Genomic DNA, 16,303 nt, shown 5'->3' on the forward strand with positions numbered 1-16,303 from the left:
CTCGAACGGGTGAAGCTCGGTTCTCTTAGGCGAAAGCCACGTTGTAGATGCCTGCGGCGATCGCGGCGCCGATGAGCGGACCGACCACCGGGATCCAGGCGTAGCCCCAGTCGGAGCCGCCCTTGTTGGGCAGGGGCAGCAGGGCGTGCACGATTCTCGGACCGAGGTCACGGGCCGGGTTGATCGCGTAGCCGGTCGGGCCGCCGAGGGACAGCCCGATCGAGACGACGACGAGTGCCACGATCAGCGCGCCCAGCGGGCCGAGACCGTCGCCGTTGTTGTTGAGGCCCTGCGTGAGGATGGCGAGCACCAGCACGACGGTGCCGATGATCTCCGTGAGGAGGTTCTGCACCACGTTCCGGATCTCCGGACCGGTGGAGAACACGCCCAGGACCGGGCCGGCGCCCTTCTCCTGGGCCTCGACGGCCTTGGCCGCCGTGGCCTGCGCACCCGGACCGCCGACGATCTCCTTGTCGGTGAGGTGCGCGTGGAACTGGCCGTAGTAGGCCACCCAGACCAGAGCCGCGCCGATCATCGCGCCCAGGAGCTGTCCGGCGACGTACGTCGGAACGTTGCTCCAGTCGTTGTCCTTGATCGCGAGGGCGACCGTCACGGCCGGGTTCAGGTGGGCGCCGGACAGCGGCGCCGAGGTGTAGACCGCCGTGAGCACTGCGAAGCCCCACCCGAAGGTGATGGCGAGCCAGCCGGCGTTGCGGGCCTTGGAGGCCTTCAGCGTGACAGCGGCGCAGACGCCGCCGCCGAGCAGGATGAGTATGGCGGTACCGATGGTCTCGCCGATGAAGATGTCGGAGCTGGACACCCGCGACTCCTTTGTCCTTCGTCCAGGGGAAGCCGAACCCCGGGTCCCTCCGGTGGTTCGCGTTGCCCTCGGGGGTGAGAGCGGTGGCGGCCTCTGGCGTTGTCACACTCTAGCGCGTATTGCCGTTAGGTGTTCGACAATGCCGACCGATGGACGGGAGTCTTGTCCCGGTGTGAGCTGCGCGTCAAGAGCTCTGTCGTTGAATGCGCGATCGTTGTCGGTTGTGTTGCTTTATCGACTTGGCGACATCGAGCCCGGCTCATGGCGAAGACCGGGACGTCGTACGACGCCCCGGCGGCCGTTCTCCTGCCGTGCGGGCCCGCGGAAGTGTCTGGTGCGAGCCCTGGGAAACGTCTCGTGCGGGCGCTGGGAAACGTCTCGTGCGAGCCCTCAGAACCATCCGGTGCGCCCGCGGAAGCGTCTGGTGCGACCCCTCGGAACCGTCCCGTGCGGGTCGCCGGAAGCGTCCGTACAGCCCCCGGGTCGCCCGGAAGCCGCGCCGTCCGGAAACGTCCGTGCAGCCCCCGGGCCGCCCGGAAGCGTCCGTACAGCCCCGAGCCGCCCCGCGCCCGTCCTCAGAACCGTCCGGCGCCCAGATCCCGCGACACCGCGCGGGCGCAGTCCCGTACCGCCGCGATCAGCTCGGGACGCAGCTCGCCGTCCCGGCACAGCCGCTCCACGGCCCCGGTGATGCCCACGGAGCCGACCGGCATGCGGCGCCGGTCGTGGATGGGGGCGGCGACGGACGCGACGCCCTCCCAGGTCTCCTCGACGTCGGCTGCGTAGCCACGCGCGCGGGTCATGTCGAGGATGTGCTCGAACCCGTCGAGTTCGCACACGGTCCGGTCGGTGAACGCCTTGCGGTCGGACTCGATCGCCTCGCTGTGCGCCACCGGGTCGTAGGCCGACAGAACCTTGCCCAGAGCCGTGGAGTGCAGGGGCTGCATGGCCCCGATCTCCAGCACTTGCCTGCTGTCGTCGGGCCGGAAGACATGGTGGACGATCAGCACGCCCTGCTGGTGCAGGACACCCAGATAGACGCTCTCCCCGCTGGAACGCGCCAGGTCGTCCGTCCACACCAGGGCGCGGGCCCGCAGCTCGTGCACATCCAGATAGGTGGTGCCCAGGCGCAGCAGCTCGGCGCCCAGCTGGTAGCGCCCGGACGCCTCGTCCTGCTCGACGAAGCCCTCCTGCTGGAGGGTCCGCAGGATCCCGTGGGCGGTGCCCTTGGCGAGGCCCAGCGAGGAGGCGATGTCGGACAGGCCGAGCCGCCGCTCGCCGCCCGCGAGCAGCCGCAGCATCGCGGCCGCCCGCTCGAGCGACTGGATGTTCCGTGCCATCGCCGTACTGCCTCCGTCCCCTTCGAGCGTCGACCTCGCGACGTCGCTGCCGCCGTTCGGCAATGTCGAACACTACTAGTCGATGCCGACCTCTCGCTAATGGTCCGTCGGCATCCGTGCACTCCCCCCGGGACACTGCTGTCCGGAGTCGGCTGATCATCCCTCGTCATCCCGCCTCGTGGACGCCCTGACCATTTCTGGGCGGTCCCGGCTAGTCTGGCGGCGTGCGCCCGCTGTGGACGGCTCCACGTAGGGCGCAAAGCCGACAGCCGTCGCACTCCAGGGAGCCCTTTCATGGCCTCGTTGCCACCGACCCCTTCAGCCGACAGCCGGACCCGTGTGTCCGCCCTCCGCGAGGCGCTCGCCACCCGTGTGGTGGTGGCCGACGGAGCGATGGGCACCATGTTGCAGGCCCAGGAGCCCACCCTTGAGGACTTCGAGAACCTCGAGGGCTGCAACGAGATCCTCAACCTCACCCGGCCCGACATCGTCCGCTCCGTCCACGAGGCGTACTTCGAGTCGGGCGTGGACTGCGTCGAGACCAACACCTTCGGCGCCAACCACTCGGCCATGGCCGAGTACGACATCGCCGACCGGGTGTACGAGCTGTCCGAGGCGGGCGCCCGTATCGCCCGCGAGACGGCCGACGCGTTCGGCGCCCGCGATGGCCGCCAGCGCTGGGTCCTGGGCTCCATCGGCCCGGGTACGAAGCTGCCGACCCTGGGTCACATCGGCTACGGCACGCTGCGCGACGGCTTCCAGGCGAACGCCGAGGGCCTGCTCGCCGGCGGCGCGGACGCCCTGATCGTGGAGACCACCCAGGACCTCCTCCAGACCAAGTCCTCGATCCTCGGCGCCCGGCGCGCGATGGAGGCGACCGGAACCGAGGTTCCGCTGCTGGTGTCGATGGCCTTCGAGACCACCGGCACCATGCTGCTGGGATCCGAGATCGGCGCCGCGCTCACCGCGCTGGAGCCCCTCGGCATCGACATGATCGGCCTGAACTGCTCGACCGGCCCCGCCGAGATGAGCGAGCACCTGCGCTACCTCGCGCGGCACTCGCGCACCCCGCTGCTGTGCATGCCGAACGCCGGCCTGCCGATCCTCACCAAGGACGGCGCCCACTTCCCGCTCGACCCCGAGGGCCTGGCCGACGCCCAGGAGACCTTCGTACGGGACTACGGCCTGAACCTCATCGGCGGCTGCTGCGGCACGACCCCCGAGCACCTCAGGCAGCTCGTGGAGCGGCTGCGCGGCGCCACCCCCGTGGAGCGCCGGCCGCAGCCCGAGCCGGGCGCCGCCTCCCTCTACCAGACCGTCCCGTTCCGCCAGGACACCTCCTACCTGGCCATCGGCGAACGCACCAACGCCAACGGCTCCAAGAAGTTCCGCGAGGCGATGCTGGCGGGCCGCTGGGACGACTGTGTGGAGATGGCCCGCGAGCAGATCCGCGAGGGCGCGCACATGCTCGACCTGTGCGTGGACTACGTCGGCCGCGACGGCGTCGCCGACATGGAGGAGCTCGCCGGTCGCTTCGCCACCGCCTCCACGCTGCCGATCGTGCTGGACTCCACCGAGGTCGACGTCATCCAGGCCGGCCTGGAGAAGCTCGGCGGCCGGGCGGTCATCAACTCCGTCAACTACGAGGACGGCGACGGCCCGGAGTCCCGCTTCGCCCGCGTCACCACGCTCGCGCGGGAGCACGGCGCCGCCCTGATCGCGTTGACCATCGACGAGGAGGGCCAGGCCCGCACCCCTCAGAAGAAGGTCGAGATCGCCGAGCGGCTGATCGAGGACCTGACGACCAACTGGGGCATCCACGAGTCGGACATCCTCATCGACACCCTGACCTTCACCATCTGCACCGGTCAGGAGGAGTCCCGCAAGGACGGCATCGCCACCATCGAGGCGATCCGCGAACTCAAGCGCCGCCACCCGGACGTCCAGACCACCCTGGGCCTGTCGAACATCTCCTTCGGCCTCAACCCGGCCGCCCGCATCCTGCTCAACTCCGTCTTCCTCGACGAGTGCGTCAGGGCGGGCCTGGACTCGGCGATCGTCCACGCGTCGAAGATCCTGCCCATCGCCCGCTTCAGCGAGGAGGAGGTGACCACCGCCCTCGACCTCATCTACGACCGCCGCAGCGAGGGTTACGACCCTCTGCAGAAGCTGATGGCCCTGTTCGAGGGCGCCACCGCCAAGTCGCTGAAGGCGGGCAAGGCCGAGGAACTGGCCGCGCTGCCGCTTCAGGAGCGCCTCAAGCGCCGCATCATCGACGGCGAGCGCAACGGCCTGGAGCCCGACCTGGACGAGGCGCTCCAGGACACCCCCGCGCTCGACATCGTCAACAACACCCTCCTGGACGGCATGAAGGTCGTCGGCGAGCTGTTCGGCTCCGGCCAGATGCAGCTGCCGTTCGTGCTCCAGTCCGCCGAGGTGATGAAGGCCGCCGTGGCCTACCTCGAACCGCACATGGAGAAGTCCGACGCCGACGGCAAGGGCACCATCGTGCTGGCCACCGTGCGCGGCGACGTGCACGACATCGGCAAGAACCTCGTGGACATCATCCTGTCCAACAACGGCTACAACGTGGTCAATCTGGGCATCAAGCAGCCCGTCTCGGCGATCCTGGAGGCCGCCGAGGAGCACAAGGCCGACGTCATCGGCATGTCCGGGCTCCTGGTGAAGTCCACGGTGATCATGAAGGAGAACCTGGAGGAGCTCAACCAGCGCGGCCTGGCGGCGAACTTCCCGGTCATCCTCGGCGGCGCCGCCCTCACGCGCGCGTACGTCGAGCAGGATCTGCACGAGATCTACGAGGGCGAAGTCCGCTACGCCCGCGACGCCTTCGAGGGCCTGCGCCTGATGGACGCCCTGATCGGGGTCAAGCGGGGCGTGCCCGGCGCCAAGTTGCCCGAGCTCAAGCAGCGCCGGGTGCGGGCCACTTCGGCCGCCGTGGTCGAGGAGCGGCCCGAGGAGGGCGGCGTCCGTTCCGACGTCGCCACCGACAACCCGGTCCCCGAGCCGCCGTTCTGGGGCACCCGCGTCATCAAGGGCATCCAGCTCAAGGAGTACGCGTCCTGGCTCGACGAGGGCGCCCTCTTCAAGGGCCAGTGGGGCCTGAAGGAGGCCCGTACCGGAGACGGCCCGTCGTACCAGGAACTCGTCGAGACCGAGGGCCGCCCGCGCCTGCGCGGCCTGCTCGACCGGCTCCAGACGGAGAACCTGCTCGAAGCGGCCGTCGTCTACGGCTACTTCCCGTGTGTCTCCAAGGACGACGACCTGATCCTCCTGGACGAGCACGGCAACGAGCGCACCCGCTTCACCTTCCCGCGCCAGCGCCGAGGGCGCCGCCTGTGCCTCGCCGACTTCTTCCGGCCGCAGGAGTCGGGCGAGACCGACGTCGTCGGCCTCCAGGTGGTCACCGTGGGCTCCCGGATCGGTGAGGAGACGGCCCGGCTGTTCGAGTCGAACTCCTACCGCGACTACCTGGAGCTGCACGGCCTGTCCGTGCAGCTGGCGGAGGCTCTCGCCGAGTACTGGCACGCGCGCGTGCGCTCGGAACTGGGCTTCGCCGGGGAGGACCCGTCCGAGATCGAGGACATGTTCGCCCTGAAGTACCGGGGGGCCCGCTTCTCCCTCGGCTACGGCGCCTGCCCCAACCTGGAGGACCGGTCCAAGATCGCCGACCTGCTCCAGCCGGAGCGCATCGGCGTCCACCTGTCGGAGGAGTTCCAGCTGCACCCGGAGCAGTCCACCGACGCGATCGTGATCCACCACCCCGAGGCGAAGTACTTCAACGCCCGCTGACGGATCCCTCCGGGCCGTATCGGCGCACGTCGGAGCGGCCCCTGGCGGTACAGAGGATGTGCCCCGGGCCACGCCGGATAAACGAGGCGCTTCGCCCGGGACGGACGTACACTGGTCGGTCCACCGCAGGCCGGTTCCTCTCTGGGGAACCGGCCTGATCGTCCCTTCAAGGAGGTATGTGGATGACCAGCACGGTCCCCGCGCCCGCAACCCGCACGGCCGAGGGCTCGGCCCTGCAAGCCGTGCTGCTCGACATGGACGGAACCCTGGTGGACACCGAGGGCTTCTGGTGGGACGTCGAGGTCGAGGTCTTCGCCGGCCTCGGGCACGCCCTGGACGACTCCTGGCGCCATGTCGTGGTCGGCGGCCCCATGACCCGCAGCGCGGGGTTCCTGATCGAGGCGACCGGCGCCGACATCACCCTCGCCGAACTGACGGTACTGCTCAACGAGGGCTTCGAGGACCGCATCGACCGCACCCTGCCGCTGATGCCGGGGGCCGCCCGGCTGCTGGCCGAGCTGGCCGCGTACGAGATCCCGACGGCCCTGGTCTCCGCCTCGCACCGGCGCATCATCGACCGTGTGCTCACCTCGCTCGGCCCGCAGCACTTCGCCCTCACCGTGGCCGGCGACGAGGTGCCGCGCACCAAGCCGCACCCGGACCCGTACCTGTTGGCCGCGGCCGGTCTCGGCGCGGACCCGGCGCGCTGCGCCGTCGTCGAGGACACGGCGACCGGTGTGGCGGCGGCCGAGGCCGCGGGCTGTCATGTGGTGGCGGTGCCGTCGGTGGCGCCCATCACCCCGGCCGCCCGGCGCACCGTGGTGACCTCGCTGGAAGAGGTCGATCTTGCTTTTCTGCGCGGCCTGATGGCGGCATGACAAGCCCTGAGCAACGCCGTCACCACGGAAATGCGCCCGATGTTCACGCAGCGTGCAACACCGATAGCGCGGGAAATTCCGAAAGGAATTCGAACGGCCGGGTGGCCGAATTCCGGCAGCACCAAGAACGTTCAGTTTGTGAGGTTCACCACTCGAATCGGGCCCGGCGGATCCTCCGGGACGGGCTTCCGCCCCTCTCGGAGGAGCTTCCCGTGCTCCCTTGTGTCCCGATTGATGGACCGGTGCACTAATCCTTCCACTGTCAGTTTTTCGTTGAGTCCGCGACCGGTTCCGCTGCGTGAGGGGGCCTCAACTCCGGTGGTTGCGAACCCTCCTGTGTACGCGGACTAACCTCGTCGCGAGAACATCGCACTTACCCCGTGATCCCGCCGCGCCACCCCTGCATGCCGGGTACACGGAGTCGACAGCTGGAGAAACCCGAGCATGAACCGCAAGACCTTGGTGCTGCCGGCCGTCATCGGCCTGCTCGCGCCGGTTCTCGCCGCCTGCGGCGGAACCGACAGCGGCAGCGACAGCGGCGACGCGATCGTCGTCGGCACCACGGACGCGTTCACTGTCTCGAAGGACGCTCCCGCGCCCCTCGACCCCGCCTACGCCTACGACGTCGGCACCTGGAACATCCTGCGCCAGACCGTGCAGACCCTGATGATCCAGCCGCGCGGCGAGGGCAACCCCGTGCCCGAGGCGGCCCAGAGCTGCGGCTTCACCGACAGCGGCAACGAGCGTTACGCCTGCACCCTGCGCGAGGGCCTGAAGTTCGCGAACGGCGACCCCGTGACCGCGGCCGACGTGAAGTACTCCATCGACCGCGCCCGCTCCCTGAAGGCCGACAGTGGCGTCTTCGCCCTGCTGTCCACCATCGACACCGTCGAGACCAAGGGCGACCGCGAGGTCATCTTCCATCTCAGGACCGCCGACGCCACCTTCCCGTACAAGCTGTCCACCCCGGTCGCGGGCATCGTCGACCCGGACACCTACGTCAAGGGCAGGCTGCGCGACGGCTTCGAGGTCGACGGCTCCGGCCCGTACACCCTCAAGGCCGAGGTCGAGGGCGACCGGCTCGTCTCCGCCGTGTTCACCAAGAACCCCGAGTACAAGGGGAGTCTGGAGGTGAACAACGACAAGGTGGAGCTGCGCAACTTCACGGACGCCGACGCCATGGGCGCCGCCCTGGACAAGGGCGACATCGACCTGATGACCCGCACCATGTCGCCCGAGCAGATCGACAAGCTGTCGTCCGACTCCGACGACAGCGTGGACCTCGTCGACATGTCCGGCCTGGAGATCCGCTACCTGGCCTTCAACACCAACGACCCGTCCGTGCGCACCAAGGCCGTCCGCCAGGCCATGGCCCAGGTCGTCAACCGCGGCGAACTCGTCTCCAAGGTCTACGGCTCCCAGGCCGAACCGCTGTACTCGCTGGTCCCCGCCAGCATCACGGGCCATTCCAACGCGTTCTTCAACAGGTACGGCGACCCGAGCGTCGGCAAGGCCAAGGCCATGCTGGAGAAGGCCGGAGTCACCACCCCCGTGAAGCTGACGCTGCACTACACCACCGACCACTACGGCCCCGCCACGAAGAAGGAGTTCGAGCTGCTGCGCAAGCAGCTCAACGACAGCGGCCTGTTCGACGTCAGCATCAAGGGCACCCCCTGGGCCACGTTCCGCCCCGCCGAGCAGAAGGGCGCGTACGAGGTCTACGGGATGGGCTGGTTCCCGGACTTCCCGGACGCCGACAACTACCTCGCGCCCTTCCTCGACAAGGACAACTTCCTCGGTTCGCCGTACGCCAACAGCGCGATCCGCAACACCCTCATCCCGGAGTCCCGCCGCGCGGCCGACCGCCTGGCCGCGGCCGACAGCCTGACGGACATCCAGGACATCGTCGCGAACGACGTACCCGTGCTGCCCCTGTGGCAGGGCAAGCAGTACGTCGCCGCGGGCGACGACGTCACGGGCACGGCGTACGTGCTCAACTCGTCATCCTCTCTTCAGCTGTGGGAGCTCGGCCGTGGCGTGAGCGGCTGACGTCTCTCCGACCCCGGCACCCAGGCCCTGGGCGCCGGGACCGGCCCGGGCACACGACCAGACCCGGGCTCCTCACAACCGACGACAAGGCACTCGTACGTGAACATGCGCAACCAGTGGCCAGTTCTGCCCGTCGTGGCAGGGCTGGCCTCCGGCCTGCTGACCGGCTGCGGAACGGAGACGGGCGATACCGGGGGCTCCGGCACCTCGGTGGTCATGGGGATGTCCGACGACGTCCTGGCCACCGACCCCGCCTCCGGCTACGACCCCGGCTCCTGGCTGTTGTTCAACAACGTCTTCCAGTCGCTGCTCAGCTTCCCCAAGGGCGCCACCGAGCCGCAGCCCGAGGCCGCCGAGCAGTGCGCCTTCTCCGACACGAAGGCCACGGTCTACAAGTGCACCCTCAAGGACGGCCTGAAGTTCAGCAACGGTGACGCCCTCACCTCCTCGGACGTCAAGTTCTCCTTCGACCGCGTGCTGAAGATCAACGACCCCGACGGCCCCGCGGTCATGTTCCCCACCCTGGAGAAGGTGCAGACGCCGGACGACAAGACGGTCGTCTTCCGGCTCAACACCCCCGACGCCACCTTCCCCAGCAAGATCGCCTCCGGCGCCGGCTCCATCGTCGACGAGGACCAGTACGACGCGGACGGCCTGCGCAAGGACGGAGCCGCGGTCGGCTCCGGCCCGTACAAGCTCGACAAGTTCGACGACGACGAGGCCGTGTTCTCCGTCAACGAGAACTACAAGGGCACCGCCGAGGTCCAGAACGACGGCGTGACGCTGAAGTTCTTCCACGGCGACCAGGGAGCCCTGAAGAAGGCACTCCTCGACAACGAGGTCGACATCGCCTACCGAGGCCTCACCGCCGGCGACATCGCCGACATCGAGAGGGCCGGCACCGACGCCGGCGTCGAGGTCGTCGAAGGCAGCAGCGCCGAGGTCCAGCACCTCGTCTTCAACATGGACGACCCGGTCGCCGGCCAGCTCGGCGTCCGCAAGGCGATCGCCCACCTCATCGACCGGGACGCCGTCATCCGGGACGTCTACCAGGGCACGGCGACCCCGCTGTACTCGATCATCCCGGCGGGCATCGGCGGCCACAACACGGCCTTCTTCGACACCTACGGCGCCCGGCCCTCCAAGGCCAAGGCCGCCGCGGCACTGCGGGACGAGGGCATCAACGACAAGGTCAAGCTGACCCTGTGGTCCACCCCGTCCCGCTACGGCCCCGCCACCGACCAGGCACTGAAGACGATCGCTCAGCAGCTCAACGCCAGCGGCCTCTTCGACGCAGACGTGCAGTCCGTCGCGTTCGACCAGTACGAGAAGGACATAGCCGCCGGCAAGTACGGCGTGTACGTGAAGGGCTGGATCCCGGACTACCCGGACGCCGACAACTTCACGGCCCCCTTCTTCGGCAAGGGCAACGTGCTGAGCAACAACTACAGCAACAACTCGATCACCGGCACGCTCATCCCGACCACCGCCGCCGAGAGCGACCGCTCCGCCACGGACGACGAGTTCGGCGAGCTCCAGGACATCGTGGCCAAGGAACTGCCCGTCCTTCCCGTGTGGCAGGCCAAGCAGTACGCGGTCGTCCACGAGAACGTCTACGGCCTGGAGTACTGCCTCGACGCCTCCACCGTGTTCCGCTTCTGGGAGCTCGACAAGGACTGACGGTCCGGCGAACCGGCCCCACACGCATAGAGGGCGCCCCCTTCTCCTGAAGGGGGCGCCCTCTTCGTCTCGTCGTGGACACCGGCACCCGGCGCCGGCCAGGCGCAGCGGCGCACGCTCCTACTGCGCGCCGGGGCGCACCAGCCCGCTCTCGTACGCGTACACCGCCGCCTGCACCCGGTCACGCAGCCCCAACTTGGTCAGCACATGCCCCACATGCGTCTTGACGGTGGTCTCGCTGACGAACAGGTCCGCTGCGATCTCCGCGTTGGACAGGCCCCGCGCCACCAGCTTCAGCACCTCCACCTCGCGGTCGGTCAGCGTGTGCAGGGTGTCCGGCACGGGCTCGTCGCCGGAGGGCAGATGGGTCGCGTACTTGTCGAGCAGCCGGCGGGTGATGCTGGGCGCGAGCATCGCCTCGCCGGCGGCGACCACACGGATCGCCTGCACCAGCTCGTTGGCCGGGGCGTCCTTCAGCAGGAAGCCGCTGGCACCCGCCCTCAGCGCCTCCACCACGTACTCGTCGAGATCGAAGGTGGTCAGCACCAGCACCTTCGCCGGACCGTCCCGCCCGGGCCCGGTGATCTGCCGCGTCGCCTCGACACCGTCCATCCGGGGCATGCGGATGTCCATCAGAACCACATCGGGCTGCAGAGCCCGCACCTGGTCGAGGGCCTGGAGGCCGTCTCCGGCCTCGCCCACGACCGCGATGTCCTGCTCCGCCTCCAGGATCATCCGGAAGCCGGTACGCAGCAGCGGCTGGTCGTCGACCAATAGGACGCGGATGGCCACGTAAGTCTCCTTCGCTAGTCCGGCCCCATTCTGCCCTGCGAGCCACCACCGGACTCGGCCGCCCTCACCGGCAGGGGATAGGGCGGGGGAGTGCCGCCGAATTCCGGGCAGTGCGCCTGGTGGTCGCACCAGCCGCACAGCTTGGTCGGCCTGGGCCGCCAGTCACCCGTCTCCGTCGCCAGCCGGATCGCCTCCCACAGCGCGAGCAGCTTGCGCTCGACCCGCTCCAGGTCCGCGAGCACGGGGTCGTAGGTCAGCACGTCACCGCTGCCGAGGTAGACGAGCTGGAGGCGGCGCGGGATCACGTTCTTCAGCCGCCACACGACCAGCGCGTAGAACTTCATCTGGAACAGCGCGCCCTCGGCGTACTCGGGCCGCGGCGCCTTGCCCGTCTTGTAGTCGACGATCCGCACCTCGCCCGTCGCCGCCACGTCGACCCGGTCGATGATGCCGCGCAGCCGCAGCCCGGAGTCCAGCTCGGCCTCGACGAACAGCTCGCGCTCGGCGGGCTCCAGCCGGGTCGGGTCCTCCAGACCGAACCACCGCTCGACGAGCCGCTCCGCCTCACCCAGCCAGGCCGCCAGCCGCTCGCCCTCGGGATCGTCCGCGAACAGCTCCACCAGCTCCGGCCGGCTCTCCCGCAGCCGGTCCCACTGGCCGGGGATGAGCGACTTGGCACGTGGAGCGGTCCGCTCGGCCGCCGGGGCGTCGAAGAGCCGCTCCAGCACCGCGTGCACCAGCGTGCCCTTCGTCGCCGCCGCGCTCGGCTTCTCCGGCAGCCGGTCGATCACCCGGAACCGGTAGAGCAGCGGACACTGCATGAAATCACTGGCGCGAGAGGGGGACAGCGACGTCGGCGGTATCACCCGGGGAGCGGCCACGTCGGCCGCCGTGCCCCCGCCCTCACCCGCCTCGACGGTCGCCACCGCGCCGTTGGCCCCCGCCGGGTACTCGTCCGCCGCCGGCGCGACATCGCTGCCGCAGTCCTCCGCGGCCCCCTCCGTGCTCGTCTCCATGACCACAGACCATACGGCCCGCCACTGACAGTGACCCAACCGCGGCCGTTACGGCCGCAGCAGCTGGGGAAACAGAGGGGTGCCGGGGAGAGAGGCGTGGCGACCGCCGCATACCATCGACCCGAGACCCTTCCGCCCGGCAGGTGCGGAAGACGCTTCGAACGAGGGGACACCGTGGACGAGAGCGGCAGCGGGCAGCCGCGGTCCGGCGACGAGGAATCGGCCGAGCGCCACGCAACACCTGCGACCCCGGCCCCCGGCCCCACACGCTCCGGCTCGCCCCGACGGGCCACGGGCTCCGACCAGGCCCCCACACCGCCGGCCGACGAACCCACCATGGTCGTACGGCGCTCGGACCTGCCCGGCGAGGACACCGCCGCGGACGCCCCCGCACGCCCCGAGGACGGCTCGGCCGAGGCGCGGCGTGCCGACACCGACGGCCCGGCACACACCCCGGCCGCCACCGGCCGCCGTACGCCGGCCGGTACCTCGCCCCATGACCACCCCGCGTCCACTGCCGACGGCTCCCACCCGCAGACGCCGGGTGCCGGCCGGCGGGACGCCGACGAACCCGCCGAAGCCCACGCACCGGCCACGCGCGCGGTCGCCCAGGACGCCGACCGCCCGGCCCGCACGCCCGGCCCGACCCCGTCCGAGGGCACCGCCGACCGTCCCGCCGCCCAGCAGCCGCAGAGCCCGGGCACGACGCCCGACGGCGGCGACACCGTCCCCGCCGCAGACCCCCGGGCCACCACCGGCCACCAAGCCCACACCGGCCACCAAGCCCCCACCGAGCCCCGGCCTGCCCCGACCGACCCCCAGCCCACGCCCACCGACCACACCGACCGCACCTTTGCGCACGGTGGCACCCAGGGCCAGCCGCCCCGGCCCCCGGAGCCGCGTGGCGGTCTGCTGATGGGACGCCCCTTCGGCGTACCCGTCTACGTCGCGCCCAGCTGGTTCCTCGTGGCCGCCCTGATCACCTGGGTCTTCGGCGGGCAACTCGACCGCGTGCTGCCCGAACTCGGTGCCGCCCGCTACCTCGTCTCGCTGTTCTTCGCCGTCGCCTTCTACGCCTCCGTCCTGGTCCATGAGCTGGCCCACACGGTCGCCGCCCTCCGCTTCAAGCTGCCCGTGCGCCGCATCCAGCTGCAGTTCTTCGGCGGTGTCTCGGAGATCGAGAAGGAAGCCGAGACACCCGGACGCGAGTTCGTCCTCGCCTTCGTCGGCCCGCTCCTCTCCCTCGTCCTGGCCGGCGTCTTCTACGGCGCCGTGCAGGCCGTCGAACCCGGCACCGTCCCCGGCGTCCTGCTGGCCGGCCTGATGATCTCCAACCTGATCGTGGCCGTGTTCAACCTGCTCCCCGGCCTGCCCCTCGACGGCGGCCGCATGCTGCGCGCCGTCGTCTGGAAGGTCACCGGCAAACCGATGGCCGGCACCATCGCCGCCGCCTGGGTCGGCCGGGTCCTCGCCGTCTCCGTCCTCATCGGACTGCCGTGGCTCACCCAGTCCGGCGCGCTCGGCGCCGACGCCGTGGACAACGTCGGCATGGACACCGTGATGGACGCCCTGCTCGCCGCCATCCTCGCCGCGATCATCTGGACCGGCGCCGGCAACAGCCTGCGCGTGGCCCGCCTGCGCGAACACCTCCCCGAACTGCGCGCCCGCACACTCACCCGCCGCGCCGTCCCCGTGGAGGGCGACACCCCCCTCTCCGAGGCCCTGCGCCGCGCCAACGCCGCCGGTGCCCGTGCCCTGGTCGTCGTCGACGCCGACGGCCACCCGCTCTCCCTCGTCCGCGAGGCCGCCATCGTCGGCGTACCGGAACACCGACGCCCCTGGGTCGCCGTCAGCGGCCTCGCCCAGGAACTCACGGACGGCATGCGGGTCTCCGCGGAGCTCTCGGGCGAGGAACTCCTCGACGCCCTGCGGGCGACCCCGGCCACCGAGTACCTGGTGGTCGAGGAGACCGGCGAGATCTACGGGGTCCTGTCCGCGGCCGACGTGGAGCGGGCCTTCGTCAAGGCCATGGCCCGCCCCAGCTGACGAGCAGCGGGCACCCGGACGTGGTCGGCGGCCCCCACAAACCCCGGTAGGCTGGTCACATGTCCGAACCGACCGGTGCCGCCCGCAGGCGCGGGCCCTTCAAGGTCGGGGACCAGGTTCAGCTGACCGACCCCAAGGGCCGCCACTACACGTTCACGCTCGAAGCCGGGAAGAACTTCCACACCCACAAGGGTTCCTTCCCGCACGACGAACTGATCGGCGCTCCCGAGGGCAGCGTTGTCCGCACCACCGGGAACGTCGCCTACCTCGCGCTGCGCCCCCTGCTCCCCGACTACGTCCTGTCCATGCCCCGCGGGGCAGCCGTCGTCTACCCGAAGGACGCGGGGCAGATCCTCGCCTTCGCCGACATCTTCCCCGGCGCACGCGTCGTCGAGGCCGGCGTCGGCTCCGGCTCGCTCAGCAGCTTCCTGCTGCGCGCCATCGGCGACCAGGGCATGCTGCACTCGTACGAGCGCCGCGAGGACTTCGCCGACATCGCCCGCCAGAACGTGGAGCGCTACTTCGGCGGCCCCCACCCCGCCTGGCAGCTCACCGTCGGCGACCTCCAGGACAACCTGAGCGACACCGACGTCGACCGCGTCATCCTCGACATGCTCGCCCCCTGGGAATGCCTGGAAGCCGTCTCCAAGGCGCTCGTCCCCGGCGGCATCGTCTGCTGCTACGTCGCCACCACCACCCAGCTCGCCCGGACCGTCGAGTCCATCCGCGAGATCGGCTGCTTCAACGAGCCGACCGCCTGGGAGACGATGATCCGCAACTGGCACATCGAGGGCCTCGCCGTCCGCCCGGACCACCGGATGATCGGCCACACCGGCTTCCTGCTGACCGCCCGCCGACTCGCGGACGGCGTCGAGCCGCCCATGCGCCGCCGCCGCCCCGCCAAGGGCGCCTACGGCGAGGACTACGAGGGCCCCAACGCCGACGGAGGCGCCGGCCGCTGAGACGGTCTCGTCCCCCATTCAACGTACAAGCGCTGTGGTCGAGTTCCCGGGACGCCCCGGGAACTCGACCACAGCGCCTTTCTGTTGATGCCGCAACAACGCGCGACAACAGACGGTCCAACCAGGCGCGCACCCGGTACGACATGCCTACTCGTACGACCGCCGTACGCCCTGACCACGGAGATTCGGCACCACAACTCCACACCCCGCCGTTCCCCCGCACTGTGACGTGTGGCACGATGCTGGGCACCCCACCGGCACAGCCCTCACAGGAGACGCTCCTAGTGCAGCAACCCGCCGTCCCGGAACTGGCGCACACGCACGCCCGCCCGATCCACTGGCTCGCCACCGCCACGGCCCTCGCCGGAGTCGTGGCCCTCTCCTCCGTCCTGCAGCCGGATTCGGCGACAGCGGCCCAAGCCCCCGCCACCGACGCGAAGAACGCCCCCGCGGCGGCGGCACCCCCCGACCCCGCACGCGTCGACTTCCCGCTCGAATGCGGCCCGGTGAAGGCGGTCGTGGTGAAGAAGGCGACCGGCGACCTCGACGGCGACGGCACCCCTGAGACGGTCGCGGTCGTGCACTGCGACGCGCCCATGGGCACCCCGCCCGACGGCGTGTACGTCCTCACCCAGGGCGCCGAGACGGCCACCCCACGCGTCGTCGCGACCCTCGTCGACCCGAAGGACAGCATCACCGTCAGTGACCTCGCGGTCCGGGACGGAGCCGTCCTCGCCGACCTGCTCAGCTACTCCTCGGACGACGTACCCCGCTGCTGCCCGGACGTGAAGGACAGCGCGAAATGGCAGTGGGAGAACGGCGCGTTCGTCCGGTCCACACCCGCCGGCGCCCAACCCGTGTGACCATGCCACCGGCACATGTGAGAAATCAGACAGTAGTAACACCCCGT

11 protein-coding genes are annotated in these 16,303 nt (G+C 70.2%); 7 read left to right on the top strand and 4 right to left on the bottom strand.

Annotated elements, in window-relative coordinates; genetic code table 11:
• Nucleotides 1-25: 25 nt before the first annotated feature.
• Nucleotides 26-820, bottom strand: a complete 795-nt coding sequence (locus ACFYNL_RS23980) for an MIP/aquaporin family protein (protein ID WP_388806815.1) — start codon at nt 818-820, stop codon at nt 26-28.
• A 575-nt stretch (nt 821-1,395) separates the two neighbouring features.
• Nucleotides 1,396-2,160, bottom strand: coding sequence for an IclR family transcriptional regulator (locus tag ACFYNL_RS23985; protein ID WP_388806817.1), 765 nt, complete (start codon nt 2,158-2,160; stop codon nt 1,396-1,398).
• Nucleotides 2,161-2,454: 294 nt separating this feature from the next.
• Between ACFYNL_RS23985 and metH the strand changes: the two genes are divergently transcribed.
• The 4 genes from metH (at nt 2,455) to ACFYNL_RS24005 (ending at nt 10,577) form a co-directional block, all read left to right on the top strand.
• On the top strand, nt 2,455-5,970 hold the full coding sequence (metH, locus tag ACFYNL_RS23990) for a methionine synthase (RefSeq protein ID WP_388806819.1): 3,516 nt from the start codon (nt 2,455-2,457) through the stop codon (nt 5,968-5,970).
• A 182-nt stretch (nt 5,971-6,152) separates the two neighbouring features.
• A complete protein-coding gene (locus ACFYNL_RS23995) occupies nt 6,153-6,848 on the top strand; it encodes an HAD family hydrolase (protein WP_388806821.1) in 696 nt (231 codons plus the stop codon).
• Nucleotides 6,849-7,292: 444 nt separating this feature from the next.
• Nucleotides 7,293-8,897, top strand: a complete 1,605-nt coding sequence (locus ACFYNL_RS24000) for an ABC transporter substrate-binding protein (protein ID WP_388806823.1) — start codon at nt 7,293-7,295, stop codon at nt 8,895-8,897.
• 99 nt (nt 8,898-8,996) lie between these two features.
• Nucleotides 8,997-10,577, top strand: coding sequence for an ABC transporter substrate-binding protein (locus ACFYNL_RS24005; RefSeq protein WP_388806825.1), 1,581 nt, complete (start codon nt 8,997-8,999; stop codon nt 10,575-10,577).
• Nucleotides 10,578-10,697: 120 nt separating this feature from the next.
• On the opposite strand, the gene ACFYNL_RS24010 is transcribed toward ACFYNL_RS24005, so the two are convergent.
• Both ACFYNL_RS24010 and ACFYNL_RS24015 read right to left on the bottom strand, forming a co-directional pair.
• Nucleotides 10,698-11,369 carry a response regulator transcription factor gene (locus ACFYNL_RS24010; RefSeq protein WP_020141342.1) on the bottom strand — a complete coding sequence of 224 codons (672 nt, stop codon included), beginning with the start codon at nt 11,367-11,369 and terminating at the stop codon, nt 10,698-10,700.
• A 14-nt stretch (nt 11,370-11,383) separates the two neighbouring features.
• Complete coding sequence (locus ACFYNL_RS24015) at nt 11,384-12,385, bottom strand: RecB family exonuclease (RefSeq protein WP_388806827.1); 1,002 nt, start codon at nt 12,383-12,385, stop codon at nt 11,384-11,386.
• 174 nt (nt 12,386-12,559) lie between these two features.
• On the opposite strand from ACFYNL_RS24015, the gene ACFYNL_RS24020 reads away from it, so the two are divergent.
• From ACFYNL_RS24020 to ACFYNL_RS24030, 3 genes are all read left to right on the top strand, one after another.
• On the top strand, nt 12,560-14,431 hold the full coding sequence (locus tag ACFYNL_RS24020; protein ID WP_388806829.1) for a site-2 protease family protein: 1,872 nt from the start codon (nt 12,560-12,562) through the stop codon (nt 14,429-14,431).
• A 59-nt stretch (nt 14,432-14,490) separates the two neighbouring features.
• A complete protein-coding gene (locus ACFYNL_RS24025) occupies nt 14,491-15,393 on the top strand; it encodes a tRNA (adenine-N1)-methyltransferase (RefSeq protein ID WP_302001929.1) in 903 nt (300 codons plus the stop codon).
• A gap of 284 nt (nt 15,394-15,677) precedes the next feature.
• The gene (locus ACFYNL_RS24030; RefSeq protein ID WP_388806831.1) at nt 15,678-16,256 is read left to right on the top strand and encodes a hypothetical protein; all 579 of its coding nucleotides are present in this window, start codon (nt 15,678-15,680) and stop codon (nt 16,254-16,256) included.
• The last annotated feature ends 47 nt before the right edge of the window (nt 16,257-16,303 follow it).

Origin of the sequence: Streptomyces sp. NPDC007808 (assembly GCF_042868655.1) — a bacterium.
Lineage (GTDB): Bacteria > Actinomycetota > Actinomycetes > Streptomycetales > Streptomycetaceae > Streptomyces.

Bases quoted from the DNA above. Each gene is read 5' to 3' on its own strand.
- ACFYNL_RS23985 (WP_388806817.1), bottom strand. From the start codon at position 2,160: ATGGCACGGAACATCCAGTCGCTCGAGCGGGCGGCCGCGATGCTGCGG.
- metH (WP_388806819.1), top strand. From the start codon at position 2,455: ATGGCCTCGTTGCCACCGACCCCTTCAGCCGACAGCCGGACCCGTGTG.
- ACFYNL_RS23995 (WP_388806821.1), top strand. From the start codon at position 6,153: ATGACCAGCACGGTCCCCGCGCCCGCAACCCGCACGGCCGAGGGCTCG.
- ACFYNL_RS24000 (WP_388806823.1), top strand. From the start codon at position 7,293: ATGAACCGCAAGACCTTGGTGCTGCCGGCCGTCATCGGCCTGCTCGCG.
- ACFYNL_RS24015 (WP_388806827.1), bottom strand. From the start codon at position 12,385: ATGGAGACGAGCACGGAGGGGGCCGCGGAGGACTGCGGCAGCGATGTC.
- ACFYNL_RS24025 (WP_302001929.1), top strand. From the start codon at position 14,491: ATGTCCGAACCGACCGGTGCCGCCCGCAGGCGCGGGCCCTTCAAGGTC.